Annotated in this window: 19 protein-coding genes; 8 read left to right on the top strand and 11 right to left on the bottom strand. The window is 70.0% G+C overall.

Annotated features, from left to right (window positions below; all coding sequences use genetic code 11):
• Positions 1-117: 117 nt before the first annotated feature.
• The 5 genes from OG905_RS19900 to OG905_RS19880 all read right to left on the bottom strand — a co-directional run bounded on the left by OG905_RS19900 (position 118) and on the right by OG905_RS19880 (position 7,691).
• On the bottom strand, positions 118-660 hold the full coding sequence (locus OG905_RS19900) for a bacterial proteasome activator family protein (protein ID WP_328673792.1): 543 nt from the start codon (positions 658-660) through the stop codon (positions 118-120).
• A gap of 108 nt (positions 661-768) precedes the next feature.
• On the bottom strand, positions 769-3,630 hold the full coding sequence (locus OG905_RS19895; protein ID WP_328673790.1) for an ABC transporter permease: 2,862 nt from the start codon (positions 3,628-3,630) through the stop codon (positions 769-771).
• Positions 3,627-4,379, bottom strand: a complete 753-nt coding sequence (locus tag OG905_RS19890; protein WP_328673788.1) for an ABC transporter ATP-binding protein — start codon at positions 4,377-4,379, stop codon at positions 3,627-3,629. The genes OG905_RS19895 and OG905_RS19890 overlap by 4 nt, the downstream gene beginning before the upstream one ends.
• 166 nt (positions 4,380-4,545) lie before the next feature.
• The gene (locus tag OG905_RS19885) at positions 4,546-5,217 is read right to left on the bottom strand and encodes a PadR family transcriptional regulator (protein ID WP_328673786.1); all 672 of its coding nucleotides are present in this window, start codon (positions 5,215-5,217) and stop codon (positions 4,546-4,548) included.
• Between the two features lie 860 nt (positions 5,218-6,077).
• On the bottom strand, positions 6,078-7,691 hold the full coding sequence (locus OG905_RS19880; RefSeq protein ID WP_328682474.1) for a protein kinase domain-containing protein: 1,614 nt from the start codon (positions 7,689-7,691) through the stop codon (positions 6,078-6,080).
• Positions 7,692-8,033: 342 nt separating this feature from the next.
• Here OG905_RS19880 and OG905_RS19875 point away from each other — a divergent pair, with 342 nt between their 5' ends.
• The gene (locus tag OG905_RS19875; RefSeq protein WP_328673784.1) at positions 8,034-9,566 is read left to right on the top strand and encodes a protein kinase domain-containing protein; all 1,533 of its coding nucleotides are present in this window, start codon (positions 8,034-8,036) and stop codon (positions 9,564-9,566) included.
• 235 nt (positions 9,567-9,801) lie between these two features.
• Here OG905_RS19875 and OG905_RS19870 read toward each other — a convergent pair whose 3' ends face one another.
• Positions 9,802-10,809: a phosphotransferase gene (locus tag OG905_RS19870; protein WP_328673782.1), complete on the bottom strand. Its 1,008-nt coding sequence runs from the start codon at positions 10,807-10,809 to the stop codon at positions 9,802-9,804.
• Between the two features lie 562 nt (positions 10,810-11,371).
• Here OG905_RS19870 and pdhA point away from each other — a divergent pair.
• The 3 genes from pdhA to OG905_RS19855 are packed head-to-tail and all read left to right on the top strand — an operon-like array spanning position 11,372 to position 14,918.
• On the top strand, positions 11,372-12,520 hold the full coding sequence (gene pdhA, locus OG905_RS19865) for a pyruvate dehydrogenase (acetyl-transferring) E1 component subunit alpha (RefSeq protein WP_328673780.1): 1,149 nt from the start codon (positions 11,372-11,374) through the stop codon (positions 12,518-12,520).
• Between the two features lie 2 nt (positions 12,521-12,522).
• A complete protein-coding gene (locus tag OG905_RS19860) occupies positions 12,523-13,503 on the top strand; it encodes an alpha-ketoacid dehydrogenase subunit beta (RefSeq protein ID WP_328673778.1) in 981 nt (326 codons plus the stop codon).
• A gap of 14 nt (positions 13,504-13,517) precedes the next feature.
• On the top strand, positions 13,518-14,918 hold the full coding sequence (locus OG905_RS19855; protein WP_328673776.1) for a dihydrolipoamide acetyltransferase family protein: 1,401 nt from the start codon (positions 13,518-13,520) through the stop codon (positions 14,916-14,918).
• 79 nt (positions 14,919-14,997) lie between these two features.
• Here OG905_RS19855 and OG905_RS19850 read toward each other — a convergent pair whose 3' ends face one another.
• Positions 14,998-15,879 (bottom strand): D-alanyl-D-alanine carboxypeptidase family protein, encoded by an 882-nt coding sequence (locus tag OG905_RS19850; RefSeq protein WP_328682471.1) that lies wholly within the window; start codon positions 15,877-15,879, stop codon positions 14,998-15,000.
• 289 nt (positions 15,880-16,168) lie between these two features.
• Between OG905_RS19850 and OG905_RS19845 the strand changes: the two genes are divergently transcribed.
• A complete protein-coding gene (locus OG905_RS19845) occupies positions 16,169-16,810 on the top strand; it encodes a GntR family transcriptional regulator (RefSeq protein ID WP_328673774.1) in 642 nt (213 codons plus the stop codon).
• Complete coding sequence (locus OG905_RS19840; RefSeq protein ID WP_328673772.1) at positions 16,807-18,108, top strand: MFS transporter; 1,302 nt, start codon at positions 16,807-16,809, stop codon at positions 18,106-18,108. The genes OG905_RS19845 and OG905_RS19840 overlap by 4 nt, the downstream gene beginning before the upstream one ends.
• A gap of 99 nt (positions 18,109-18,207) precedes the next feature.
• On the opposite strand, the gene OG905_RS19835 is transcribed toward OG905_RS19840, so the two are convergent.
• Complete coding sequence (locus tag OG905_RS19835) at positions 18,208-19,032, bottom strand: maleylpyruvate isomerase family mycothiol-dependent enzyme (protein ID WP_328673771.1); 825 nt, start codon at positions 19,030-19,032, stop codon at positions 18,208-18,210.
• A gap of 163 nt (positions 19,033-19,195) precedes the next feature.
• Here OG905_RS19835 and OG905_RS19830 point away from each other — a divergent pair, with 163 nt between their 5' ends.
• Positions 19,196-20,011, top strand: a complete 816-nt coding sequence (locus OG905_RS19830; protein WP_328673770.1) for a carbon-nitrogen family hydrolase — start codon at positions 19,196-19,198, stop codon at positions 20,009-20,011.
• Here the strand turns inward: OG905_RS19830 and OG905_RS19825 are convergent.
• Positions 20,008-20,508, bottom strand: coding sequence for an LURP-one-related/scramblase family protein (locus OG905_RS19825; protein WP_328673769.1), 501 nt, complete (start codon positions 20,506-20,508; stop codon positions 20,008-20,010). The genes OG905_RS19830 and OG905_RS19825 overlap by 4 nt on opposite strands.
• Before the next feature lie 41 nt (positions 20,509-20,549).
• On the opposite strand from OG905_RS19825, the gene OG905_RS19820 reads away from it, so the two are divergent.
• Positions 20,550-22,373: an NHL domain-containing thioredoxin family protein gene (locus OG905_RS19820; RefSeq protein WP_328673768.1), complete on the top strand. Its 1,824-nt coding sequence runs from the start codon at positions 20,550-20,552 to the stop codon at positions 22,371-22,373.
• 9 nt (positions 22,374-22,382) lie between these two features.
• On the opposite strand, the gene OG905_RS19815 is transcribed toward OG905_RS19820, so the two are convergent.
• A complete protein-coding gene (locus tag OG905_RS19815; protein WP_328673765.1) occupies positions 22,383-22,760 on the bottom strand; it encodes a hypothetical protein in 378 nt (125 codons plus the stop codon).
• A 68-nt stretch (positions 22,761-22,828) separates the two neighbouring features.
• Positions 22,829-24,121 (bottom strand): M18 family aminopeptidase, encoded by a 1,293-nt coding sequence (locus OG905_RS19810; protein ID WP_328673764.1) that lies wholly within the window; start codon positions 24,119-24,121, stop codon positions 22,829-22,831.
• Positions 24,122-24,178: the final 57 nt, after the last annotated feature.

Here is a 24,178-nt window from a genome sequence, read left to right as displayed (position 1 = left end):
CGTGGCGCGGCGCAAGATCTCCCCGCCCAACGCGCAAGCCGCGGGCAAAAGACCGGCGGGCCGAGGTATCCGTACCCCGGTCCGCCGTCGAGTCGCGCGAAGATTCGCGAATTCGCGTTACAGGTACGGTCCCGAGCGGATCGCGCCGTGCTGGCCGTCCTCGTCGTCCTCGTGGCTCGCTCCCGGCGGGAGCGCTCGGCGCATCTGTTCCAGTTGGGCGCGGGCTGCCATCTGCTGCGCGAACAGCGCCGTCTGGATGCCGTGGAAGAGGCCCTCCAGCCATCCCACCAACTGAGCCTGCGCGATGCGCAGTTCGGCCTCCGAGGGGATTGCCTCGTCCGTGAACGGGAGCGAGAGGCGTTCGAGTTCCTCGACCAGTTCGGGGGCGAGGCCGTCCTCCAGTTCCTTGACGGAGCTGGCGTGGATCTCCTTGAGCCGGACCCGGCTCGCCTCGTCCAGAGGTGCTGCTCTGACTTCCTCCAGCAGCTGCTTGATCATGCTGCCGATCCGCATGACCTTGGCAGGCTGCTCGACCATCTCCGTCACCGGGACCTCGCGCGACTCGTCGTCACTGTGACCGCCGCCGAGTGCCATTCCGTCCTGTCCCACGACAAGGACATGGGGGCTCTCCTGCGACCGTTCATTCCTCGGCATCTCCATGCCGCCATTCTCTCGCACATGTGCGTCACCACACGGTGTGCCCCCGTACGAGGGTGATCCACCCTCGTACGGGGCCACAAAACCGCTGGATATGGCCGGATGCGACCGTCAGGTCGCCTCTCGGCGGGAGAGCGCACCGCGGGAGCGGGTCACCAGCGCCGCCAGGAGCGCCGCGCCGACCGGGACCGCGACGAGCAGCGCGGCCAGGGTTTCCCAGGGCACGATGATCGGCACGTATGGCACCGAGTCTGCCGAGCCGAAGCCCTGGTCGAGCGCCTGCTGGTAGAACTTCATCTCCTGGCGCTTCTCGGTGAGACGCAGTCCGACCGCCGGGAGAACACCCGCCGCCGAGCCGAGCAGCACACCCATCGCGGCCACCACCCCGCACTGGAACCCGCTGAGTGTCCTGCGCACCCGCGGTGGGGCGCCGACCGCGGCCAGGGTCTTCAGGTCGGCCTCCGCATCGGCCTGGGCGAGGCCCGTGGCGATACCCGCAGCGCCGATGGTGATGAGCCCGGCGAAAACGGTCAGCGACAGCAGGATGATGCTGTTCTCGCTGGTGTAGCCGTCCTCGACATGGAGATTGATGTCCGAGCCTGTCTTGTCGAGCTCGCCGTCCAGCCGCTGGCGCTGCGCGCTGCTCGGCATCTTGTCGGTCGAGTAGTACGCCCCGAGCGGCACCGTGGTCACACCCGCGGCCTTGAGCGCCGCAGGCGGCACGATCATGGCGACGCCGTACGAATTGGCGCTTCCGGAGACCTGGTGCGTGGTGAACGACTTGATCTCGCCCGGCGCCTCCTTGCCCTTCTCGCGGGCCTCGTCGGCCGCCTTGGGGTCGGTGATCAGACGGATGCTGATCTTTCCCTTGGCGTCGAGATTGCGCTTGTCGAACGAGACGATCTGCCCGTCCGCCAGCGCCTTCTCCGCCGCTGCGTCGTTGATCTCGAGCACCTTCAGCAGCTTCGCGTCACCGACCACCACACCCGAGTCGACATAGGTGGAACCCGCGGATTCCTTGCAGCGCCAGTCCTTTGCGAGCTTGCGGCGCTGCTCCTTGCTGAACCTCTCCGAGGGGTCCTCGTTCGGGTGGGCAGGGTCGGTCATCCACAGCGGGCACTGGTTGGCCTTGGGCACGACGACCTCGTAGCGGCCGCAGCCCTCCTTGCCGCTGTACATCGAGCAGGTGGACTTGCCGACCGAGATCCGGTCCACATCGGCCCGCACATCGATGGGCAGCAGCTTCTGGACGGCGGCGCGCACCGCGGGGACGTCCCGGCCGCCGGCCTCGTCGAGCATCACGGAGACCGCGCCGTGCGGCAGCCGTGCCTCATAACCGGCCTTGCCCTGGGCCTCGTTGCTCGCGGTGTACGTCGCCACGGCCACCGTGCCCGCGACGGCGGCCAGCACCGCGGCCACCGCGGGAGCCGTGCGGCCCCGGTTGCGTACCGCGTCACGCAGCGCGAGGCGCGGCGAGAGCGGCAGGATGCGCCCGGTCCGGCCGAACAGGCCCACCAGAGCGGGGGTCAGCGCGACCACGCCCAGCTCGGCGATGGCGCTGCCTCCGGCGACGACGATGAACTGGTCCGTCATCAGCGAGCCGTAGAGCGCGATCGCCGCGCCCAGCAGGACCGCGATCAGGCCGATCACCGGCAGCACCCGGTTGCTCTTGCGTACGCCACGACGGCCGGTGAGCGAGGCCAGGACGGACTGGCGGGACGAAGTGATTGCCGGGACGATCGCGGCCATCAGGCCTGTGAACACGGCAAGCAGACCGATACCGAGCAGTTCGAGTGGCCGTACGTCGAAACTGCCGAAGCGCTGGCCCATGTAGTCCTCGAGGACCGGCTGCAGCGCGAAGGTGAGCAGCAGACCGAGGACCGTGCCGACCACGGCCGCGGCGAAGCCGATCACCAGACCACCGGCGAGGACGATGGCGCGGATATGGCGGCGGTCTCCGCCGTTGGCGCCGACCAGACCGAGCTGGCGGCGCGAGCGGCGGGCGCCGACCGCGAAGGCGGGCCCGGCCAGCAGGCAGATCTCCAGCATGGCGAGGCCGACGACGGTGCCGACGGCGGCCAGCGCGGCTGCTTTGGCGGCCGTACTTTCCTCGAAGGTGCCCCAGCCCTCTTCCTGGTAGATCGGAACATCGGCCGTGGCGGGCGGATTGAGGGCCACGGCACGCGAATTGACCGTCACACCCTTGGCGTTGGCCGCTTTGACCATGTTCCACGTGAAACCACCGGAGACAGTCACCAGATGCGTGGTGCTGGTCTCGGTGCCGGGCAGCTCGGCCTTGTCGAGAGCCTTGTCGAGCGGCGCGAGAAGCGCGCCCGGCAGCGCGTTGACCTGGTCGGTCTTCAGCGCGTCGGGGAGTTCGTACGAGCCGACGATCGTGTACTCGCGGTCGAGCCCGCGGGCCGTGAGCTTGGAGCCCACCTTCAGACCGCTGGACTGAAGAAAGTGCGTGGTCGCGGCGACTTCGTCGGACTTCTGGGGCAGGTGGCCCCGGTCGACGACCATGATGCCCTTGGCCAACGGGTCCGAGGCCTTCAGCTCACGGATCTCGGTGTTCAGCAGACCGTGCGTGGTACGCAGCTTGCCCGAACCCAGGGAGTCCGTAAGGGACTTGGTACTTGGGGGCAGTGCCTTGCTGATGTCTGTCTTGCCCTCGGGCCACGGCTTTCCGTCGAAGTCCCCCACGGGCGTGTAGCTGCCGGCGTCGGGCGTCTGCTTGATGGGTACGCCGCCCAGACCGGGGTCGGACAGCCGGGCGTCGGCGGCGCCCAGCTTGCGCTCAAGGCTCTGCTCGGTCGACAACTCGGCGCTGCGCAGGGTCAGATCCGCGGCGCTCACGCCGAGGATCGGGAGGGCGATCATCGCGAGGACGAGGAAGCTGCGTCCCTTGGAGCGCAAGGCGTCGCGGCGGGCGATACGGATCGCGGCCCGCCAGGAGTGGTACCAGCTGTTCACAGTTCCGCCGCCTGGCCCGAGAGCAGCGAGTCGGCCTGGCTGCGGATGGTCTGGTCGACGACCGCGCCGTCCCGCAGGAAGACCACGCGGTCCGCCCAGGCGGCGAAGCGCGGCTCGTGGGTGACGAGAATGCCGGCCGCTCCGCCGTCGCAGCGGGCGCGCAGCAGGGCGAGCACGGACTCGCCGGTCTCGGAGTCCAGGGCGCCGGTCGGCTCGTCGGCGAGGACGAGCCGCCGCTCGCCGACCAGGGCACGGGCGATGGCCACGCGCTGCTGCTGGCCGCCCGACATCTCGTCGGGGAAGCGGTCGGCGAGATGACCGAGGTCCATCTCCTCCAGCGCGGCGACGGCCTCGGTACGGGCCTTGCGTGCGGAGATGCCGTCGAGCTCGCGCGGCAGGGAGACGTTCTCGGCGGCGGTGAGCGCCGGTATGAGGTTGTAGTCCTGGAAGACATAGCCGATGCTGCGGCGGCGCAGGGCGGCGAGCGTCTTGCGGTGGGCGGTGGTGATGTCGGTGTTCTCGACGATCACCCGGCCCGAGGTGGGGGTGTCGAGGCCGCCCGCGATGGTGAGCAGCGTGGACTTGCCGGAGCCCGACGGGCCCATGACGGCGACGAGTTCGCCGGGGAAGACGTCGAGGTTGATACCGCGCAGGGCATGCACCTCGGTGGCGCCGCTGCCGTGGACTCGGGTCAGTTGCTGGAGTTGCAGTACGGGCTGTTGTGACTGCTGTGACGTGCGGTCGGACATGAAGGTCCCCCCTTGGACGGACGGCGTACGAGCGGGTGGATGTACGAGGAAGTCGAGAAGCGAAGAGGCCGAGAAGCGAGGAAGTCGAGAAGCGAAGAGGTGGAGCAGCGAAGAGGTGGAGCAGCGAAGAGGTGGAGCAGCGAAGAGGCTGTGAGGGACCGGGACGCTAGGTCGGCGGCGTGGGCCGCCCCGGCGCCGATGCCGCGGACCGCCCCTGCGCCGACGACGAGGCGGGCGGCGTCGGCGACCCGATCAGGGAAGCGGCCGCCGGGCGTTCGGCTCCCCGATCGGCCGTCGCGGAGAGCCTGATCAGCCGGACCTCGCAGTGGTCGAGCCAGCGCGCCTCGGCCTCGGTCTGGAAGATCAGCTGCTCAAGCACGAGGAGCCAGGCCACGTCGTCGCGCTCGGCCGAGCCCCCGCTTTCGATCGCGGCCAGTGCCTGCGCCTTGAGCCGGGTGTAGTCCTGCATCGCCTTCACGGTGTGGTGGCGCTGGGACTGGATGACATTGCGGATGTCCACGCCGGGCGCGCCCACGGCCATGGCGAGCTTGATGGCGAGTTCGTCGCGGGGCGGGCTGCTGCGGTCCACGGGCGTGGCGAACCAGGTCCTCAGCTCGGCGTGCCCGGCCTCGGTGATGGCGTAGAGCGCATGGCCGGCGCCGTCCTCGCCGCTCTGGGCGACCATGCCGTCGCGCTCCAGACGGCTGAGGGTCGTATAGACCTGACCGACGTTGAGCGGCCAGGTGGCACCGGTGCGGGACTCGAACTCCGTACGGAGCTGGGAGCCGTAGCGAGGGCCGTGCTCAAGGAGGGCGAGAAGCCCGTGGCGGATGGACATACTCAGTATGTATACCGGGTATGCCGCTGACGGCAACCCATCGATAGGCGGAGCCTGTGCATCCGTCTTGAGGAGGACGGCGCGCTCAACGATGCCGCAGCCGCACCCCGAGGAAGCCGATTCCGAGCCCCATGAGAGCCATTCCGATCCCCAGGGACATCGGGGAAATCTGCTGAGCGGCGGGCTGGGGAAGGGCCTGAGGTGCTTGCTGACGTGCGGCGGCGGGTGCGCTGGGGATCGGCGCGGGCGACGGAGAGGCCTCCCCTTCCTCCGGCTCGTCCGTCGCGAGTTCCTCGTCCTCTGCGGGAGGGGGCTTCCGCTCGGACGGGCGCGTACGGGACGGGGCGTCCGAAGGGGATCGTGACGCGGAAACCGAAGGGGAAGGTGACTCGGACGGCCTACGGCCTGGCCGGTCCTCGCGATCCGCCCCGGGCTCGTCCCGGTCCTGCGACGCGTGAGTCCTGTGCTTCTGGGGAGTACGTCCCGGCCGCGGGCGCCCCTCACCGGCCGGGCGGCCCGCGAGGGAAGCGGTGGCGGCGGGTGTGGCCGCCGGAGTCGGCTCGAGAGCCTCGGACTCCTCGGCGTACGCGACGGGCGTGGCCAGCAGGAGGAGCGAGGCGACTGTGATCGCACAGCGTGTGCGGAGCGCTGGAGTCACCGGGTGACCCCCTCCCGTGCCGAGTCGCCGAGATATCGGACTCAGCGTCACATACCATGACAATTCCGGCATCCCGGGCGGGCGCACGGGGGAATCGCGGGGAATCTCGAGTGAAGTCGCGACGGCACGAGGGGAACGGCCCGGCACGCGACATGCGTGCCGGGCCGTTCCCGTGAAGCGATGTGGAGCGCTGAGGTCCGGGTCAGCCGGCCTTGCCGGTGGAGATCGTGATCTCGAACTCCTGGCTCTTCGGCACCACGGCCTCGCCCGAGCTCGGGTACTGCGAGATCACGGCGTCCTTGGGGTACTGAGGGTTGTCCTCCTCGACCACTTTCCAGGTCCAGCCGGCCGCCCGCAGACAGTCCTTCACCGAGAGGAGGTCCTTGTAGAGAAGCTGAGGGGCCTGGACCTTCGACGGATCGTTGCCGTCCTCCATGGCATCCGAGCACTTCGTCTTGTCGATCGTCCGGGTCCGGTCCGGCGCCAGGGCCCCGTCCGCAGCCGCCGACTCGCTCGAACTCGGGTCCCCGCCGGTGTTGTCGCCCCCCGGGTCGTCCTTGTTCAGCACGATCGCCGTGATCAGGCCGCCGACCGCCAGCAGGGACACCACGATGGCGCCCACGATGACCGGCATGTTCCGCTTGCCACTGCGGTTGCCGCCGCTGCCGCCCGGGACCGCGGTCTGCGGAGAGATGGAGTACGGAGGCGGCGTCGAGACCGCCTGACCGGGCGCCTGGTACGCCCCTACCGGGGCCGGCGTCTGCGGATACCCGTAGTGCGGCGCCGGAGTCGGCGGGCCGTACGGGCCCGGCTGGTAGGGCGTCTGCACGCTCTGCGGCGCCGGAGCCGACTGGTCCAGCGGCGGGAAGACCGCCGAACCCACCCCCGCGCCACTCGTCGTCGGAGCGCCGCCGATGATCACCGGCGCGCCCGTCTGTCCGGCGCCGGCCACTCGCGCGCACTCGTCGCGCATCGCGGCGGCGCTGGGGAACCGCTCGTTCGGGTTCTTCTTCAGTGCCCGTGCGACCAGCGCGTCCATCGCGGGGGTGACGGAGCGGTTGATCGTGGACGGAGGGACCGGCTCCTCCTGCACATGCGCGTACGCGATCGCCAGCGGCGAGTCCGCGTCGAACGGCAGCCGGCCGGTCAGCAGCTGGAAGAGCATGATGCCGACGGAGTAGAGGTCGGACCGGGCGTCCACACCGCGGCCCAGCGCCTGCTCGGGCGACAGGTACTGCGGCGTACCGACCACCATGCCGGTCTGGGTCATCGAGGTGACGCCCGACTGCATGGCGCGCGCGATGCCGAAGTCCATGACCTTCACGACATTGCGCTTGGTCATCATCACGTTGCCGGGCTTGATGTCGCGGTGGACCAGGCCCATCTCGTGGCTGGTCTCCAGCGCGGCCAGCACATCGGCCGTCACCTTCAGCGCCTTGTCGGCCGGCATCGCGCCGTACTGCGCGATGTCCGCCTGCAGTACGGATCCGAGCGGCTGGCCCTCGACGTACTCCATGACGATGTACGGCATCAGCGAGCCGTCGAGCTCGTCCTCGCCGGTGTCGAAGACCGAGACGATGTTGGTGTGCGACAGCTTGGCGACGGCCTGCGCCTCGCGCCGGAACCGCTCACGGAAGGACTGCTCGCGTCCGAGCTCGGTGTGCAGCGTCTTGATGGCGACCTGGCGGTCGAGCGCCGAGTCGTACGCGAGATATACGGAGGCCATGCCGCCCTCGCCGAGCAGGTCGCGCAGCTGATAACGCCCGCCGGCGACCGAACCTCCCGCATAGCGGCCCTGTGCGCCGTCGTGGCTCATGCTCTGCTTCCCCCTCGGCGCGAAGGCCGCGATGCCCGCGATGCCTGCGATCCGCATTCCCGTGATCCGTATTTACGGGCCAAGTCTGCCCGAGGGCACAGACACGTCAAGCCGGGTGCCCGTTCCGTGACCGTACGCACAAGAAGCGTCTCGGAAGCGTTACAGGAACCGCATGGAATTTGCGCGGCCGCGGCGGCAGCGGTTTGATGGCCGGTCCCTCTCGAACCGGCGCGCCCCGCGAAGGCTGTAGCGTGACGTGGCAGAGGACCCCTGAGGACTTAAGCGAACACCCGCACGCACAGTACACACAGTGCACGCGGACAGATACGACGGCGAGGACTGATGGCACCCGAACCCGAAGCAGGCGGCGGCGGAGTGCCGGATGCGGCGGACAACTGGGGCATCGGCGGACTGGTCGGCGACGGCCGCTACCGCCTGACCCACCAGCTCGGACGCGGCGGTATGGCCGAGGTGTTCGCGGCGGAGGACGTACGGCTCGGCCGCACGGTCGCGGTCAAGCTGCTCCGATCCGATCTCGCCGAGGACCCGGTCTCCAAGGCCCGCTTCACGCGCGAGGCGCAGTCGGTCGCCGGCCTCAACCACCATGCGGTGGTAGCTGTATACGACTCCGGCGAGGACGTCGTCGGCATGCAGACCGTCCCGTACATCGTGATGGAGCTCGTCGAAGGGCGCACCATCCGCGACTTGCTGGTCAACGCGGAGGCTCCGCCGCCCGAGCAGGCGCTGATCATCGTCTCCGGTGTGCTGGAGGCGCTCGCGTACTCCCACCAGCACGGCATCGTGCACCGTGACATCAAGCCCGCGAACGTCATCATCACCAACTCCGGTGCGGTGAAGGTGATGGACTTCGGTATCGCGCGCGCTCTGCACGGCGCGCAGTCGACGATGACCCAGACCGGCATGGTCATGGGCACGCCTCAGTACCTCTCCCCCGAGCAGGCGCTGGGCAAGGCCGTCGACCACCGGTCCGATCTGTATGCGACGGGCTGTCTGCTCTACGAACTCCTCGCCCTGCGGCCCCCGTTCACCGGTGAGACGCCGCTGTCGGTGGTCTACCAGCACGTCCAGGACATTCCGTCGCCGCCGTCCGAGATCTCGGACGTGGTGCCGCCGGAGCTCGACGGACTGGTGATGCGCTCCCTCGCGAAGGACCCGGACGACCGGTTCCAGAGCGCGGAGGAGATGCGCGGTCTGGTGCAGTACGGGCTGCAGATGCTTCAGCAGCAGGGCAGCCACACCGGTACCTGGAACACCGGACCCGTCGACCTGCACGAGGGCGGATTCACGCCGGCGATGGGGACGACCGCGCCGACCGCGGTGCACCACCCGATGCACCACCCGGTGCACGGCGAGACCTCGCAGAGTCCGATCCTGCCCCCGATGAACCCGAACGACGGCGGGTACGACGGCGGTCACGGGGGCGGCCGGGACGGCCGCGGCGGCCGGGGCAAGATGTGGCTGCTCGCGGTGCTCGCCGTGCTGGCGATCGCCGTTGGTGTCGCGTTCGCGCTGAACAAGGCGAACGGCAACAACACGGACCAGAAGCCCAACACGACGGTCTCCGAGACCCCGTCGACGCCGGACACCACGCCGACGCCGACGGAGGAGGACACCGAGCAGAGCGAGGAGACGGACCCGACGGGCGACGAGCAGCAGCCGTCGTACACGCCCTCGTACACGCCGTCGTTCACGCCCAGCGATCCGCAGACGCCGACGGACGATCCGACGACGGCAGATCCGACGGACCAGCCGACGGAGCCGACGGACCAGCCGACGGATCCCACGGACCAGCCCACGACGGCGGATCCGACGGACGGTCAGACGGGGAACCCGGGCGACCCGGGCGCCGGCTGACGGACACCCAGGGGCTGAGCTGGGGCGTGTTTGAGAAGTCCCTCCCCCAGAGCTTCGCCTGGGAGGTACCCCCACCCCGCGACGCCTGGCACGCGCACTCGCGGTGTTGTCGTCAGTCGCCCAAGTACGTCCAGTACGAGGGCGATCCTCCGCCTTGCGATTGCACGCACCAGACGCCGCGGGGCCCGCCCTGCGGGCGGACGGCGCTACTTCTCAAACACGCCCCAGCCGGGTCTCAGCCGGCGAAGGCATCCCGTACCGCCTCGTACTCCCTCGTCCACCACACCGCCAGGGCCGACGCCGCAGGAAACTGCGGGTCGGCCCTTCGGTCGTGCAGTTGGTAGCGCCAGCGCAGTATCCAGAAGTCGTTGAGCCGCTCCCACCACACCCGGTGCACCGCGGCAGCCAGTTCGGCCGCGTCCGCGCCGGCCGCCCGGCGGTAGGCGCGCGCGTACGCCCGTACCTTCCCCAGCTCCAGCTCACCGGCCGGCTGGACGAAGAAGATCGCCGCCGCCCGCACCGCCTCCTCCGCACGCGGGTGCACCCCCAGCCGGTCCCAGTCGACGATCGCGGCCGGTTCCGCGCCCCGGTAGAGCAGATTCAGCGGGTGGAAGTCGCCGTGCACCCAGCAGCCCGGGGAGGCCGGGGGCGGTCTGCGGTCGGCATGGCGTTCCAGGAGCGCGCGCCGTTCGAGGAGCCGGCGCTCGGCCAGATTGTCGAAGGCGTCCCGGGGGCGGGCGGCGCGGGCGAGGGCCAGCAGTTCGTCGATGAGGGTGAAGGTCTCCTCGGGGTCGGCGCTCTCGTGCTGACCGCGGTGGGTGGCGTCCACCTCCATGACCTGCTCCAGGCACGTGTGTACGCGACCGAGGAGGGAGCCGAGCCGCCGGGACTGGGGTGTCGTCAGCTGCGCGCCGTCGCGGTGCCGCCCCTCGATCCAGGGGTGCAGGGCGTAGCACCGTCCGCCGATCACCGCGACCGTGTCGCCGTGCGCGTCCTCGACGGGCGGGGCGACCGGGACACCGAGCTCCTGGAGCCGCTGGGTGGCCCGGTGCTGGCGGGCGATGGCCTCGTGGTCGCCGTCGAGATGGTGCTTGAGGAAGTACGCGCCACGGGTGGTGGCGAGCCGGTAGCCGCGGTTGAGGAGCCCCTGTGTGACGGGCTCGCAGGAGAGTGGTTCGCCCGGGTTCTCGTAACGGCGCAGCAGGACACCGACGGGTGGGGCAGTTGCAGATGAGCGCGGCACTCGCCAGATGTTAGATCACGCAGCGTGGCCGGCGGGATGCTCTTCGGGATAATCCAGCATATGTGCGGTGGCGAACCGCGGCTCGATGTATATGAACCCGAACGGGTGAGCTCTGACCGGACGGCGTCGGTGGCACCGGGCGCTGGGCGCGGATGCGGCGGACGGCCGCCACCTCCCGTACCGCCGCCAGCAGCTCATTGCCTTGGAATACAGTGATTTTTACCTCTTCGCGAACAAAAGGGTTGTCACACATCTACTCTTCCCGTGCCCGGGGTGCCCGGGATAACGTGCCGGTGTTCCGGCGGCCTGCAAGGCTGTGACCAGTGGTTGTTCCCGCATTTCTCGATTTACTTGGAAATCCAAGCAAAATCGCAGGTCAAGTGGGGTTTCGCAGGAGTGCGACCCACTGGGTAACGTGCCTTTGGCAGGGCGCTCGCCGGGGCACCTGTCACGCCTGATTCCCGGCCGAGCGGCACCCACCCCGTGCACGGGTACGGAAATAGGCGAGCCGCACTGGCCACACCGGCAACCCCGGGGGCCGGACCGACGGAGGAGCACGCACGTGACCGTGGAGAGCACTGCCGCGAGCAAACCGCGACGCAGCAGCAAGCGCGTGAGCGCCGCGAAGAAGCCGCAGAGTTCTGAGCCCCAGCTCGTACAACTGCTGACGCCCGAGGGTGAGCGCGTCGAGCACCCGGACTACGAGATCGACCTGACCCCGGACGAGCTGCGCGGGCTGTACCGGGACATGGTCCTGACGCGGCGCTTCGACGCCGAGGCCACCGCTCTTCAGCGGCAGGGCGAGCTCGGTCTGTGGGCGTCGCTGCTGGGCCAGGAGGCCGCCCAGATCGGCTCCGGCCGGGCGCTGCGCGACGACGACTATGTCTTCCCGACCTATCGCGAGCACGGCGTCGCCTGGTGCCGCGGGGTCGACCCGACCAATCTGCTGGGCATGTTCCGCGGTGTGAACCACGGCGGCTGGGACCCCACCACCAACAACTTCCACCTGTACACGATCGTCATCGGCTCGCAGACGCTGCACGCCACCGGCTACGCCATGGGCGTGGCCAAGGACGGCGCCGACTCCGCCGTGATCGCGTACTTCGGTGACGGCGCGTCCAGCCAGGGCGACGTCGCGGAATCGTTCACGTTCTCCGCGGTCTACAACGCCCCGGTCGTCTTCTTCTGCCAGAACAACCAGTGGGCGATCTCCGAGCCGACCGAGAAGCAGACCCGTGTGCCGCTCTACCAGCGCGCCCAGGGCTACGGCTTCCCCGGTGTCCGTGTCGACGGCAACGACGTACTCGCCTGCCTGGCCGTGACCCGCTCCGCGCTGGAGCGCGCCCGCCGCGGCGAGGGCCCGACCCTGGTCGAGGCGTTCACCTACCGGATGGGCGCGCACACCACCTCGGACGACCCGACGAAGTACCGGGCGGACGAGGAGCGCCAGGCCTGGGAGGCCAAGGACCCGATCCTGCGGCTGCGTACGTATCTGGAGAACGCCGGCCACGCCGACGAGGCGTTCTTCACCTCCCTGGAGGAGGAGAGCGAGACGCTCGGCAAGCGGGTGCGTGAGGCGGTGCGGGCCATGCCCGACCCGGACCATCTGGCGATCTTCGAGAATGTCTACGCCGACGGGCACGCCCTCGTCGACGAGGAGCGCGCCCAGTTCCTCGCGTACCAGGCGTCCTTCGCCGAGGAGGGCAACTAATCATGGCCGTACAGAAGCTTCCCCTCGCCAAGGCGCTCAACGAGTCGCTGCGCAAGGCGCTCGACACCGACCCCAAGGTCCTGATCATGGGTGAGGACGTCGGCAAGCTCGGCGGCGTCTTCCGGGTGACCGACGGACTGCAGAAGGACTTCGGCGAGGACCGGGTCATCGACACCCCGCTCGCCGAGTCCGGCATCGTCGGCACGGCGATCGGTCTCGCGCTGCGGGGCTACCGGCCCGTCGTGGAGATCCAGTTCGACGGCTTCGTCTTCCCCGCGTACGACCAGATCGTCACGCAGCTCGCGAAGATGCACGCCCGCGCGCTCGGCAAGATCAAGCTGCCCGTCGTCATCCGCATCCCCTACGGCGGCGGCATCGGCGCGGTCGAGCACCACAGCGAGTCCCCCGAGGCCCTGTTCGCGCATGTCGCGGGCCTCAAGGTCATCTCGCCGTCCAACTCCTCGGACGCGTACTGGATGCTCCAGCAGGCGATCCAGAGCGACGACCCGGTCATCTTCTTCGAGCCGAAGCGGCGCTACTGGGACAAGAGCGAGGTCGACACCGAGGCCATCCCGGGCCCGCTGCACAGGGCCCGCGTCGTCAAGGCGGGCTCGGACCTCACACTCGCGGCGTACGGTCCGATGGTGAAGGTCTGCGTCGAAGCGGCGGCCGCGGCCGCCGACGAGGGCAAGTCGGTGGAGGTCATCGACCTGCGCTCGATGTCCCCGATCGACTTCGACACCATCCAGACCTCCGTGGAGAAGACGGGCAGGCTCGTCGTCGTCCACGAGGCCCCGGTCTTCTACGGCTCCGGCGCGGAGATCGCCGCTCGCATCACGGAGCGGTGCTTCTACCACCTGGAGGCCCCGGTGCTGAGGGTCGGCGGCTTCCACGCCCCCTACCCGCCGGCACGGCTCGAGGAGGAGTACCTTCCGGGACTTGACCGGGTGCTGGACGCCGTCGACCGCTCGCTCGCGTACTGAGGAGTGCCGTGACCATGACTCAAGACACTTCGCTCCGCTTCCGAGAGTTCAAGATGCCCGACGTGGGCGAGGGACTCACCGAGGCCGAGATCCTCAAGTGGTACGTCCAGCCCGGAGACACGGTGACGGACGGCCAGGTCGTCTGCGAGGTCGAGACGGCCAAGGCGGCCGTCGAGCTGCCGATCCCGTACGACGGCGTGGTGCACGAGCTGCGCTTCGAGGAGGGCACGACCGTCGACGTCGGCACCTCGATCATCACGATCGACGTGGCGCCGGGCAGCGGTGACGCGGCCCCGGCCGCTGCCGCTCCCGTCGTCGAGACCCCTGCCGAGACGCCCGCCGAGGAGGCGGAGCCGAAGGGCCGCACGCCCGTCCTCGTCGGCTACGGCGTCGCCGAGACCTCCACCAAGCGCCGCGCCCGCAAGGGCACGTCCGCCGTCCCGGAGCAGGCCGCGGCGGCCACCGCGATCCAGGCCGAGATGAACGGCCACGGCCTCGTCACCGGCCCGGCCCGCCCGCTCGCCAAGCCCCCGGTCCGCAAGCTCGCCAAGGACCTGGGCATCGATCTGGCGACGGTCACCCCGACCGGGCCCGACGGAGTCATCACGCGGGAGGACGTCCACGCGGCGGCCACCCCGGCTCCGGCGCCCGCACCGGTCCGGGCCGAGCCCGCGCTCGCCGCACAGCCCGCGCCCGAGCCTGTCGTGGCGGGCGCCCGGGAGACCCGTATCCCCATCAAGGGAGTACGCAAGGCCACCGCGGCGGCGATGGTCGGCAGCGCCTTCACCGCGCCGCATGTCACGGAGTTCATCACGCTCGACGTGACACGGACGATGAAGCTCGTCGACGAGCTCAAGGCCGACAAGGACATGGCGGGGCTGCGGGTCAATCCGCTGCTGCTGATCGCCAAGGCGCTGCTGGTCGCGATCAAGCGCAACCCCGCCGTCAACGCGGCCTGGGACGAGGCCGCCCAGGAGATCGTGCAGAAGCACTACGTCAACCTGGGCATCGCCGCGGCCACGCCGCGCGGTCTGATCGTGCCGAACATCAAGGACGCGCACGACAAGACCCTGCCCGAACTGGCGCAGGCGCTCGGCGAGCTGGTCTCCACCGCCCGCGAGGGCAAGACCACTCCCGCGGCCATGCAGGGCGGCACGGTCACGATCACCAACGTCGGCGTCTTCGGCGTCGACACCGGTACGCCGATCCTGAACCCGGGCGAGTCCGCGATCCTCGCGGTCGGCGCGATCAAGCTCCAGCCCTGGGTCCACAAGGGCAAGGTCAAGCCGAGGCAGGTCACCACGCTCGCGCTCTCCTTCGACCACCGGCTGGTCGACGGGGAACTGGGCTCCAAGGTGCTCGCGGACGTCGCGGCGATCCTGGAGCAGCCCAAGCGGCTGATCACCTGGGCCTGACGGTCTGACGGCCTGACGGCCCGGAACACCGAGGTCCCGTGACGCGATGCGTCACGGGACCTCGTGTTTCACCGGTGCGTCAGTCGCGCTGAGCGCCGGCCGGGAGCGATCGAACCGTCATCGTCTCGGCGGTGGTGGAGCCGAAACCGAAGTCCAGCAGCTTCGCCGCGTCCTTGGTGCGCTCGGTGACGCTGGAGCTGGCGAGGACGACGCCGACGTAGGTCTTCGTGCCGCGGGTGGCGGCGAAAACGAGGCAGGGGCCGGCAGCCGTGCCGGTGCCGGTCTTCACGCCGATGGCCCCGCTGTACGAGCCGAGGAGCGTGTTGGTGTTGTACCAGGTGTACGTGCGGGTGGCGCCGGTGCTCGTCGTCGCGACGGTCTTGTACGACGTGGCCTTGACGACATCGCGGAAGGTCGCGCTGCTCATCGCGTGGCGCGCGAACTTCGCCAGGTCCCACGGAGTGGTGTAGTTGGCGCCGGCCGCGGAGATGCCGTCGAACGAGTCGAAGTGCGTGTTGACCAGGCCGAGCTGCTTGGCCTTGGCGTTCATCTTGCCGATGAACGAGGACGTGCGCGCGGCGGTCGTCGTCCCGGTGCCGTAGGCGTCGGCGAGGGCGTACGCGGCGTCGCAGCCGGACGGCAGCATCATCGCGGACAGCAGCTGACGGACGGTCAGCTTGTCACCGGTGCGCAGGTCCGCGGTGCTCGCGCCCTGCCGGACGACATAGTCCCGGTACGCCTGCTTGACGGTGACCTTCTTGTTGAGGTCCACGCCGGGCTGGGTGAGGACCGTGATGGCCGTCACCAGCTTCGTCGTGCTCGCCATCTGGCGGCGGGTGTTGTTGGCCTTGCCGTAGATCGGCTTGCCGTCCGCCTGGTCGAGCAGGAAGCCGCCCTTGGCGCTGATGGTCGGGATCGGCACCGCTGCCTGGGCTGTCGTGACCAGGGGTGAGGCCGCCATCAGCAGGCCGCCGGCGAGGGCGACGCCGGCGGCTCTGCGCAGGCCCTTGCTTTTGAGTATCAAAGGGAACGCTCCGATAGTCGCGTTTGCGTCGAAAGTCCGTTAAATCCCGTGACTTTCAAAGTCGATGGGGCCCAGGGAAAACAGGGTCCCGACATGAGACTCGCGAGCGGAGTGAATGGATGTACGGAAGTTGCGTACTTCTTGTTCCGGGCGCTCAAACCCCTTGCCCGTCCTGCATCGTGGACGCGGCTTCCTGATGCACCTGTGTTGTATCTAAGCTGTGCGCATGCCCGCCGCCGCCCCTGCCGCAGAACGCGTCTACACCCACATCAAGCAGGCCGTCCTCGACCGCCGCTACGAGGGCGGAACCCTCCTCACCGAGGGCGAACTGGCCGACGCCGTCGGCGTATCGCGCACCCCCGTGCGCGAAGCGCTCCTCAAGCTGGAAGTCGAAGGGCTGATCAAGCTCTACCCGAAGAAGGGCGCCCTGGTCCTCGCCGTCTCCGCACAGGAGATCGCCGATGTGGTCGAGACCCGGCTGCTGGTCGAGGAGCACGCCGCCCGCAAGGCCGTACCGGCCTCACCGCAGCTGATCGCCCGCCTCGAAGAGCTCCTCGAACAGCAGAAGCGACAGGGCGAGGAGGGCGACCTGGCCGCCGTCGCCGTCACCGACCGCTGCTTCCACGCCGAGATCGTCCGCAGCGGGGGCAACGCGATCCTCTCCCGCCTCTACGACCAACTCCGCGACCGGCAGCTGAGGATGGGCGTCGCCGTCATGCACTCCCACCCCGACCGGATCGCCAAGAACGTCGCCGAGCACAGCGAGATCCTTGAGGCGTTGCGTGACGGAGACCCGGACGCGGCGGCCGCCCTCGTCCACCGGCACGTCGGCTGGTTCAGCAACCTGGCGCGGGGCGAGGTCCGATGAGCGCCTCCGCCGTCGCCCTGCCGGGGGATCCACCCGGCGGACGGCGGGCCGCCGCGGTCTGGGGCATCGGCGTCGCGGTCTACTTCGTCGCCGTCACCTTCCGTACGTCCCTGGGCGTCGCCGGCCTCGACGCCGCCGACCGCTTCGACGTCAACGCCTCCGCGCTGTCCACCTTCTCCATCCTCCAGCTGCTCGTGTACGCGGGGATGCAGATACCCGTCGGCCTGCTGGTCGACCGCCTCGGCACCAAGAAGGTCCTCACCATCGGCGTGGTGCTGTTCACGGCCGGGCAGCTGGGCTTCGCGTTCTCCCCCTCGTACGGCACGGCCCTCGCCTCGCGTGCGCTCCTCGGCTGCGGCGACGCGATGACCTTCATCAGCGTGCTGCGGCTCGGCACCCGCTGGTTCCCGGCGCGGCGCGGACCGCTGATCGGGCAGGTCGCCGCGCTCTTCGGGATGGCGGGCAACCTCGTCTCGACCATCGTCATCGCCCGGATGCTCCACGGCCTGGGCTGGACCACCACCTTCGCGGGCAGCGCGGCGGCCGGACTGGTCGTGCTCGTACTGCTCGTGCTCTTCCTCAAGGACCACCCCGAGGGCCATGAGCCACCGCCCGCCCAGCACGCCGGATCGGCTTTCGTACGCAAGCAGATCGCCCAGTCCTGGCGGGAGCCCGGCACCAGACTCGGCCTGTGGGTGCACTTCACCACCCAGTTCCCCGCGATGGTGTTCCTGCTGCTGTGGGGGATGCCCTTCCTGGTCGAGGCGCAGGGCCTGTCCCGGGAGACGGCGGGCGAGCTGCTGACCCTGGTGGTGCTCTCCAACATGATGGTGGGCCTCGTGTACGGGCAGATCATCGCGCGCCACCATGCGGCCCGGGTCCCGCTCGCTCTCGGCACGGTCGGGGCGACCGCACTCGTGTGGGCCACCACCATCGTGTACCCCGGCGACCATGCCCCGATGTGGCTGCTGATCACACTCTGCACGGTGCTCGGGGCATGCGGGCCCGCGTCGATGATCGGCTTCGACTTCGCCCGCCCCGCCAATCCCCCGGAGCGGCAGGGGACGGCGTCGGGCATCGTCAACATGGGCGGCTTCGTGGCCTCCATGACGACACTGCTGGCGGTCGGGGTGCTGCTGGACGCGACCGGCGACAACTTCCGGATCGCGTTCTCGTCGGTGTTCGTGCTGGAGGCCGTCGGGATCGGGCAGATCCTGCGGCTGCGGGCGCGCACCGTGCGGCGGGAGCGGGAACGGCTGGTGGCGAGCCGGGTGGAGGCCGTGCACGTACCGGCGTGACGGCGCGGACCCTCGGCGGTGCGACCGGTTCGGCGCGCACCCTCCGGCGTGACCCTGCGGCGCGCGCGAGACGGGTGCCACGCGCGCCCGGCTCCTCGGCTACGGCGTGACCGCGAACTCCCGCAGGATCGCCGCGCCCAGCTCCGCGTCCCCGTCCACCTTGACCCGGTCCTGCACCGCGGCCGCCCGCACCCGCCCGCACGCCAGGCGGACGTAGGTCTCCCAGTCCATGGCGAGGGTCACGACCGGCCCGAGCGAGGGCGCGCCGTCGACCGTGCCGCGGCCGTCCGCGTCCACCCGGACCGTCCGCAGGAACTCCACCGGACCGTGCACATCGAAGACGACCGCCGAATTCGCGGGCGCGCCCGCGTCCTTGGCGACGACCTTCGGCAGGGCTTCGAGCAGACAGTCCCGCGCGACGTACGCGCCGGGGGAGTCGAGGTTGCCCGGCTTGCCGAGCGCCACCCGCAGATCCTGCTCGTGCGCCCACGTGTCGAACGCGCGCATCCGCATGGCGAGTTCAAGGGTCTGCTCGGCGCCGAGCGGGGCACGGACCATGGTGTGGGGCGCGCGGCTCTCGTTGCGCAGCTGACGGGCCCGCCGGATGATCGTGTACTCCAGCTCCGAGGTCATCTCCGGCGCCGTGTGGTGCCGGCGCACATCGACCTGCATCTCCATGTAGCGGGCGAACTCGCTCTGCACATGGTAGAGATCGCGCGGCAGCGTATGGATCGGCCGGGGATCGCCCAGCATCTCGCACTCCATGCCGATGATGTGCGAGACGACATCGCGGACTGACCAGGCGGGACACGGCGTCGGCCGGTTCCACTCGCCTTCCACGAGCGGCTGCACCAGCTCTGCTATCGATTCGATGGAGTGGGTCCAGGCGTCGGCGTAGGTCTGGAGGCTGGGATGGACGGTCACGGGACCCCTCGGCGGTTCTGCGGTACGCGGGCTGGGCTGCTGACTGCTGGGCTGCGTGGGAGGCTCGGCAGTTAAGTTACGCTGCCGGGCGGCACCCCGGCAGTGCTTTGGTGTGACGATCGTAGGCCCGCGTTGACGGCTCGAATGCCAGGACGGTGGTAGTGTGCGCGCCTCTCTCATCCAGATCGCAGTAGACCCGGACGAAACAGTCAATTCTCGTAGGGCGCGGGCCGCTTCGCTGGTACGCGAACAACAGGACGCCGATCTGGTGATCCTGCCGGAACTGTGGCCCGTCGGCGCCTTCGCCTACGAGTCCTTCGCCGAGGAGGCGGAGACGGTCACCGGCCCGACGTACGAGGTGATGGCGAAGGCGGCGAGCGACGCGGGCGTGTGGCTGCACGCGGGCTCCGTCGTCGAGAAGGCCGCGGACGGCACCCTCTACAACACCTCCCTCGTCCTCTCCCCCGCCGGTGAACTGGTCGGCACCTACCGCAAGATCCACCGCTTCGGCTTCGACAAGGGGGAGGCGGTGATGATGGGTGCGGGCGACGAACTCGTCACCGTCCCGCTGCCCGGCCTCACCGTCGGCCTGGCGACCTGCTACGACCTGCGCTTCCCCGAACTCTTCCGCGGCCTCGTGGACGCCGGCGCCCAGGCCTTCGTCATCCCGGCCGGCTGGCCCGCCCGCCGCCGCGAACACTGGACCCTGCTGGCCCGCGCCCGCGCGGTCGAGAACCAGGCCTACGTCCTGGCCTGCGGCACCGCGGGGACCCACGCGGGGGTCGAGCAGGCGGGCCACAGCATCGTGGTCGACCCGTGGGGCGAGGTCCTGGCGGAGGCGGGGCCGGACGAGGAGGTCCTGCGGGTGGAGCTGGACGCGGAGAAGGTGACGACGACGCGGGAGCAGTTCCCGGCGCTGAAGGACCGGCGGCTGGGGCTGGAGGTGCCGCGGCGGTCCGGGGGCGAGCCCCGGAGCTAGTCGTCGTCGCCGTCCCGCTCCCTCTCCGCCATGCGGATCACACATACCGCCACCGCGATCATCAGCGCCGCGTCCGCGTCCTCCCGGACGACATTCACCGCGTACGTCTCCCGCACCCGGAACCACTGCTTCGAGATGTGCGCCAGCAGTTCGCCGTCGTACTCGACCACGAACTCCCGGTTCAGGATCCGGCCGCTGACATCCAGTTCCGTGCCCTCGACGAGCGTCACCCGGTAGTGGTTGCGCAGCAGCGAGAGCCGCTTCCTGCGGATCGTGGCGAGCGGCGCGTCGCCCCGTTCGACGGTCATCGTGTCCCGCAGGCTCAGCAGCTTCTTGCGCAGCGTGATCAGCACAAGCCCGCTCGGGTCCTTGAGCTCCAGCGTGTCGCGCAGCCGCAGCGCCTTGCCGTCGACGAGGAAGGCGCGGCGCCCCTGCTCGTCCTCGATCCAGTAGTCGTCACCGATCGCGAAGATCTTGTCGCGTACGAGGTATTTCATGGCTGGAATGCGTACCCGGTCTCGTGCGGTTGGATGGGGGTATGGCTACACGTGCACGCGTTCGGGCCCCCGAGCTCATCGGCAGGGGCGGCTGGCTCAATACCGGCGACGCCCAGTACACCCTCGCTGACCTGCGAGGACGCATAGTTATCCTCGATTTTTGGACGTTTTGCTGCATTAATTGCCTGCATGTCCTGGACGAGCTGCGCGAGCTCGAGGAGAAGCACCGCGACACCGTGGTGATCATCGGGGTCCACTCGCCGAAGTTCGTGCACGAGGCCGAGCACCAGGCCGTCGTCGACGCCGTCGAGCGCTATCAGGTGCATCACCCGGTGCTGGACGACCCTGAGCTCGCCACCTGGAAGCAGTACGCCGTACGGGCCTGGCCCACCCTCGTCGTCATCGACCCCGAGGGCTATGTCGTCGCCCAGCACGCGGGCGAGGGGCATGCGCACGCCATCGAGAAGCTCGTCGAGGAGCTGGAGGCCGAGCACGCCGCGAAGGGCACGCTGCGGCGCGGTGACGGGCCGTATGTCGCGCCCGAGCCGGTCGCCACGCATCTGCGCTTCCCCGGCAAGGCGCTCGTGCTGCCCGACGGCGGTTTTCTGGTCTCCGACACCACCCGCCATCAGCTGGTCCGGCTCGCGGCCGACGCCGAGACGGTCGTCCAGCGGTACGGCGACGGTGAGCGCGGGCTCGTCGACGGCGGCCCCGAGCGGGCGCGGTTCAGTGAACCGCAGGGCCTCGCCCTGCTGCCCGGGGGGCGCGTCGTCGTCGCAGACACGGTCAACCACGCCCTGCGCGTGCTCGACCTGGAGAGCGGAGAGACCACCACCGTCGCCGGGACCGGCAGGCAGTGGTGGCAGGGCTCGCCGACGAGCGGCCCGGCCCGCGACGTGGACCTCTCCTCGCCGTGGGACGTGGCCTGGTGGCAGGGCGAGGTGTGGATCGCGATGGCCGGTGTCCACCAGCTGTGGGCGTACGACCCCGAGCACGGCACGGTCCGCGTGGCCGCGGGCACCACCAACGAGGGCCTGGTCGACGGCCCGGTCGCCGAGGCGTGGTTCGCCCAGCCGTCCGGGCTCGCGGCGACCGAGGAGCGGTTGTGGATCGCCGACTCCGAGACCAGCGCACTGCGGTACGTCGACCGGGAGGGCGCCGTGCACACCGTCGTCGGCACCGGACTCTTCGACTTCGGTCACCGCGACGGTGCGGCCGGACAGGCCCTGCTCCAGCACCCGTTGGGCGTGACCGCGCTGCCCGACGGTTCGGTGGCCGTCAGCGACACGTACAACCACGCGCTGCGCCGCTACACACCTCCTGTTCAAGAGGGGCACAGCGGCGAAGTGACCACCCTGGCCACCGATCTGCGGGAGCCGAGCGATGCCGTGCTGGTGGGCGAGGACATCGTCGTGGTGGAGTCCGCGCGGCACCGGCTGACCCGGCTGCGGCTGCCGGAGGAGGCGGTACGCGTCGATGCCGTCGCCCACCGCACCCAGCGTGCCGCGACCGAAGTCGCCGCGGGCAAGCTGCGGTTGGACGTGGTCTTCCAGGCCCCGGCCGGCCAGAAGCTGGACACCCGGTACGGGCCGTCGACCCGGCTCCTCGTGTCCTCGACCCCGCCGGAGCTGCTGATCTCCGGTGAGGGCGCGGGCACGGACCTGGCGCGCGACCTGGAGATCGATCCGGCGGTCGCCGAGGGCGTGCTGCATGTGTCGGCGATGGCGGCGTCCTGCGACGACGACCCGTCGAACGAGTACCCGGCCTGCCATGTGCACCAGCAGGACTGGGGTGTTCCGGTGCGGGTGAGCGCGGACGGGGCCGCGCGGCTGCCGCTCGTACTCGCCGGGATGGACCAGGAGTAGCAGCGGCGGCTAGTAAAAGAGCCCCTGTCGCAGGGGCTGGCGGCCCGCCGCACCGTCCAGGCAGCCGTCCACCCACAGGCCGGGGTCGTACGTCGCCTTGCGCCCGCCCCAGCCGGCGGACCGGATCTCTGCGCACCCGCCGGCCAGGAGCTTTTTCACCTCCTGGCCGGTCGGGTCGTACATCCGGACCCGTCTGCCCTGGACGTAACCCGCTTCGTACGAGATGTCCTCGGCCCACGGCGGCCGCTCGTTATGCCGCTGGATGACGAACCAGCACCCTGCGACGAGGACCGCGACCGCCGAGGCAAGCGTGAGGAACAGGGTGCCGCGCGAGGGGCCGGACCGGTGGGTGACCACCGTGTGATGACCGAGGAGAACCATGGTCATCACCGTTGCGTACGGCTGCTTTCGCAGATGTTTCGCAAACCCCCGACTGGCCCTTGGGCCAGGGGACTTCAGGCCTCCAGGAACGCGGTGAGGGCGTTCGCCAGCAGATACGGGTCCTGCGCGCCGCACAGTTCACGCGCGCTGTGCATCGACAGAATCGCCACGCCGATGTCGACGGTCTGGATGCCGTGCCGGGCCGCGGTGATCGGGCCGATGGTCGTGCCGCACGGCATCGCGTTGTTCGACACGAACGTCTGCCACGGCACCCCGGCCCGCTCGCAGGCCCGGGCGAACACCGCGCGTCCGCTGCCGTCGGTGGCGTACCGCTGGTTCACGTTCACCTTGAGGATCGGGCCGCCGTTGGCCCGCGGGTGGTGCGTCGGGTCGTGCCGTTCGGCGTAGTTGGGGTGGACGGCGTGGCCCGTGTCGGACGACAGGCACACCGTGCCCGCGAAGGCGCGCGCCCTGTCCTCGTACGCACCGCCGCGCGCGAACACCGAACGCTCCAGCACATTGCCGAGCAGCGGACCGTCGGCGCCGGTGTCGGCCTGCGAGCCGTTCTCCTCGTGGTCGAAGGCGGCGAGGACCGGGATGTAGGGCAGCTCCCCGGACTCGGTGACGGCGGCGAGCGCGGCCGTGCCCGCGTGCACCGAGAGCAGGTTGTCCATCCGGGGCCCGGCGACCAGTTCCCGGTCACGGCCCAGATAGGACGGCGGCTCGATGGAGTGCACCATCAGGTCCCAGCCGGTGACGTCTCCGTCGTCGAGGCCCGACTCCTGCTCCAGGAACCGGATCAGATCGCCTTCCTCGACCTCGCCCAGACCCCAGATCGGCTGGAGGTGCTTCTGCCGGTCGAGCTTCAGCCCGTCGTTGGCCGAGCGGTCCAGGTGGATGGCGAGCTGCGGTACGCGCAGCAGCGCACGGTCGATGTTGACCAGGCGGTGGCTGCCGTCGCGCAGGGTGAGCCGGCCGGCCAGACCGAGGTCCCGGTCCAGCCAGGTGTTGAGCAGCGTCCCGCCGTAGACCTCGACGGCGATCTGCCGCCAGCCGTACGCGCCGGTGTCCGGCAGCGGCTTGACCCGCAGATTGGGCGAGTCGGTGTGGGCGCCGACGATCCGGAACGGGGTGTGCGGCTCGGCGCCTTCGGGCACGTACCAGGCGATGATCGCGCCGCCTCGCAGCACGTACTTGCCGCCGTGCGTGCCGTCCCAGGCGTCCGTCTCAAGCACCTGCCGGAATCCGGCCTTTTCCAGCCGCGCGGCCGCGCCCGCGACCGCGTGGTACGGCGACGGGCTCGCCGCCAGAAAGGACATCAGGTCGTCGGTGTGGCCGCGGTCGAAGCGGGCGGTTCTCGCGCTCATGGGGTCACCTTAACGAGGGATACGCCTCGCCCGTCTGCCGATCGGGGGCGCCCAGGT

Source organism: Streptomyces sp. NBC_00322 (assembly GCF_036147535.1).
GTDB lineage: Bacteria > Actinomycetota > Actinomycetes > Streptomycetales > Streptomycetaceae > Streptomyces.
The sequence above is the reverse complement of the archived record's forward strand: the minus strand, read 5'-3'. Positions and strand labels throughout refer to the sequence as shown.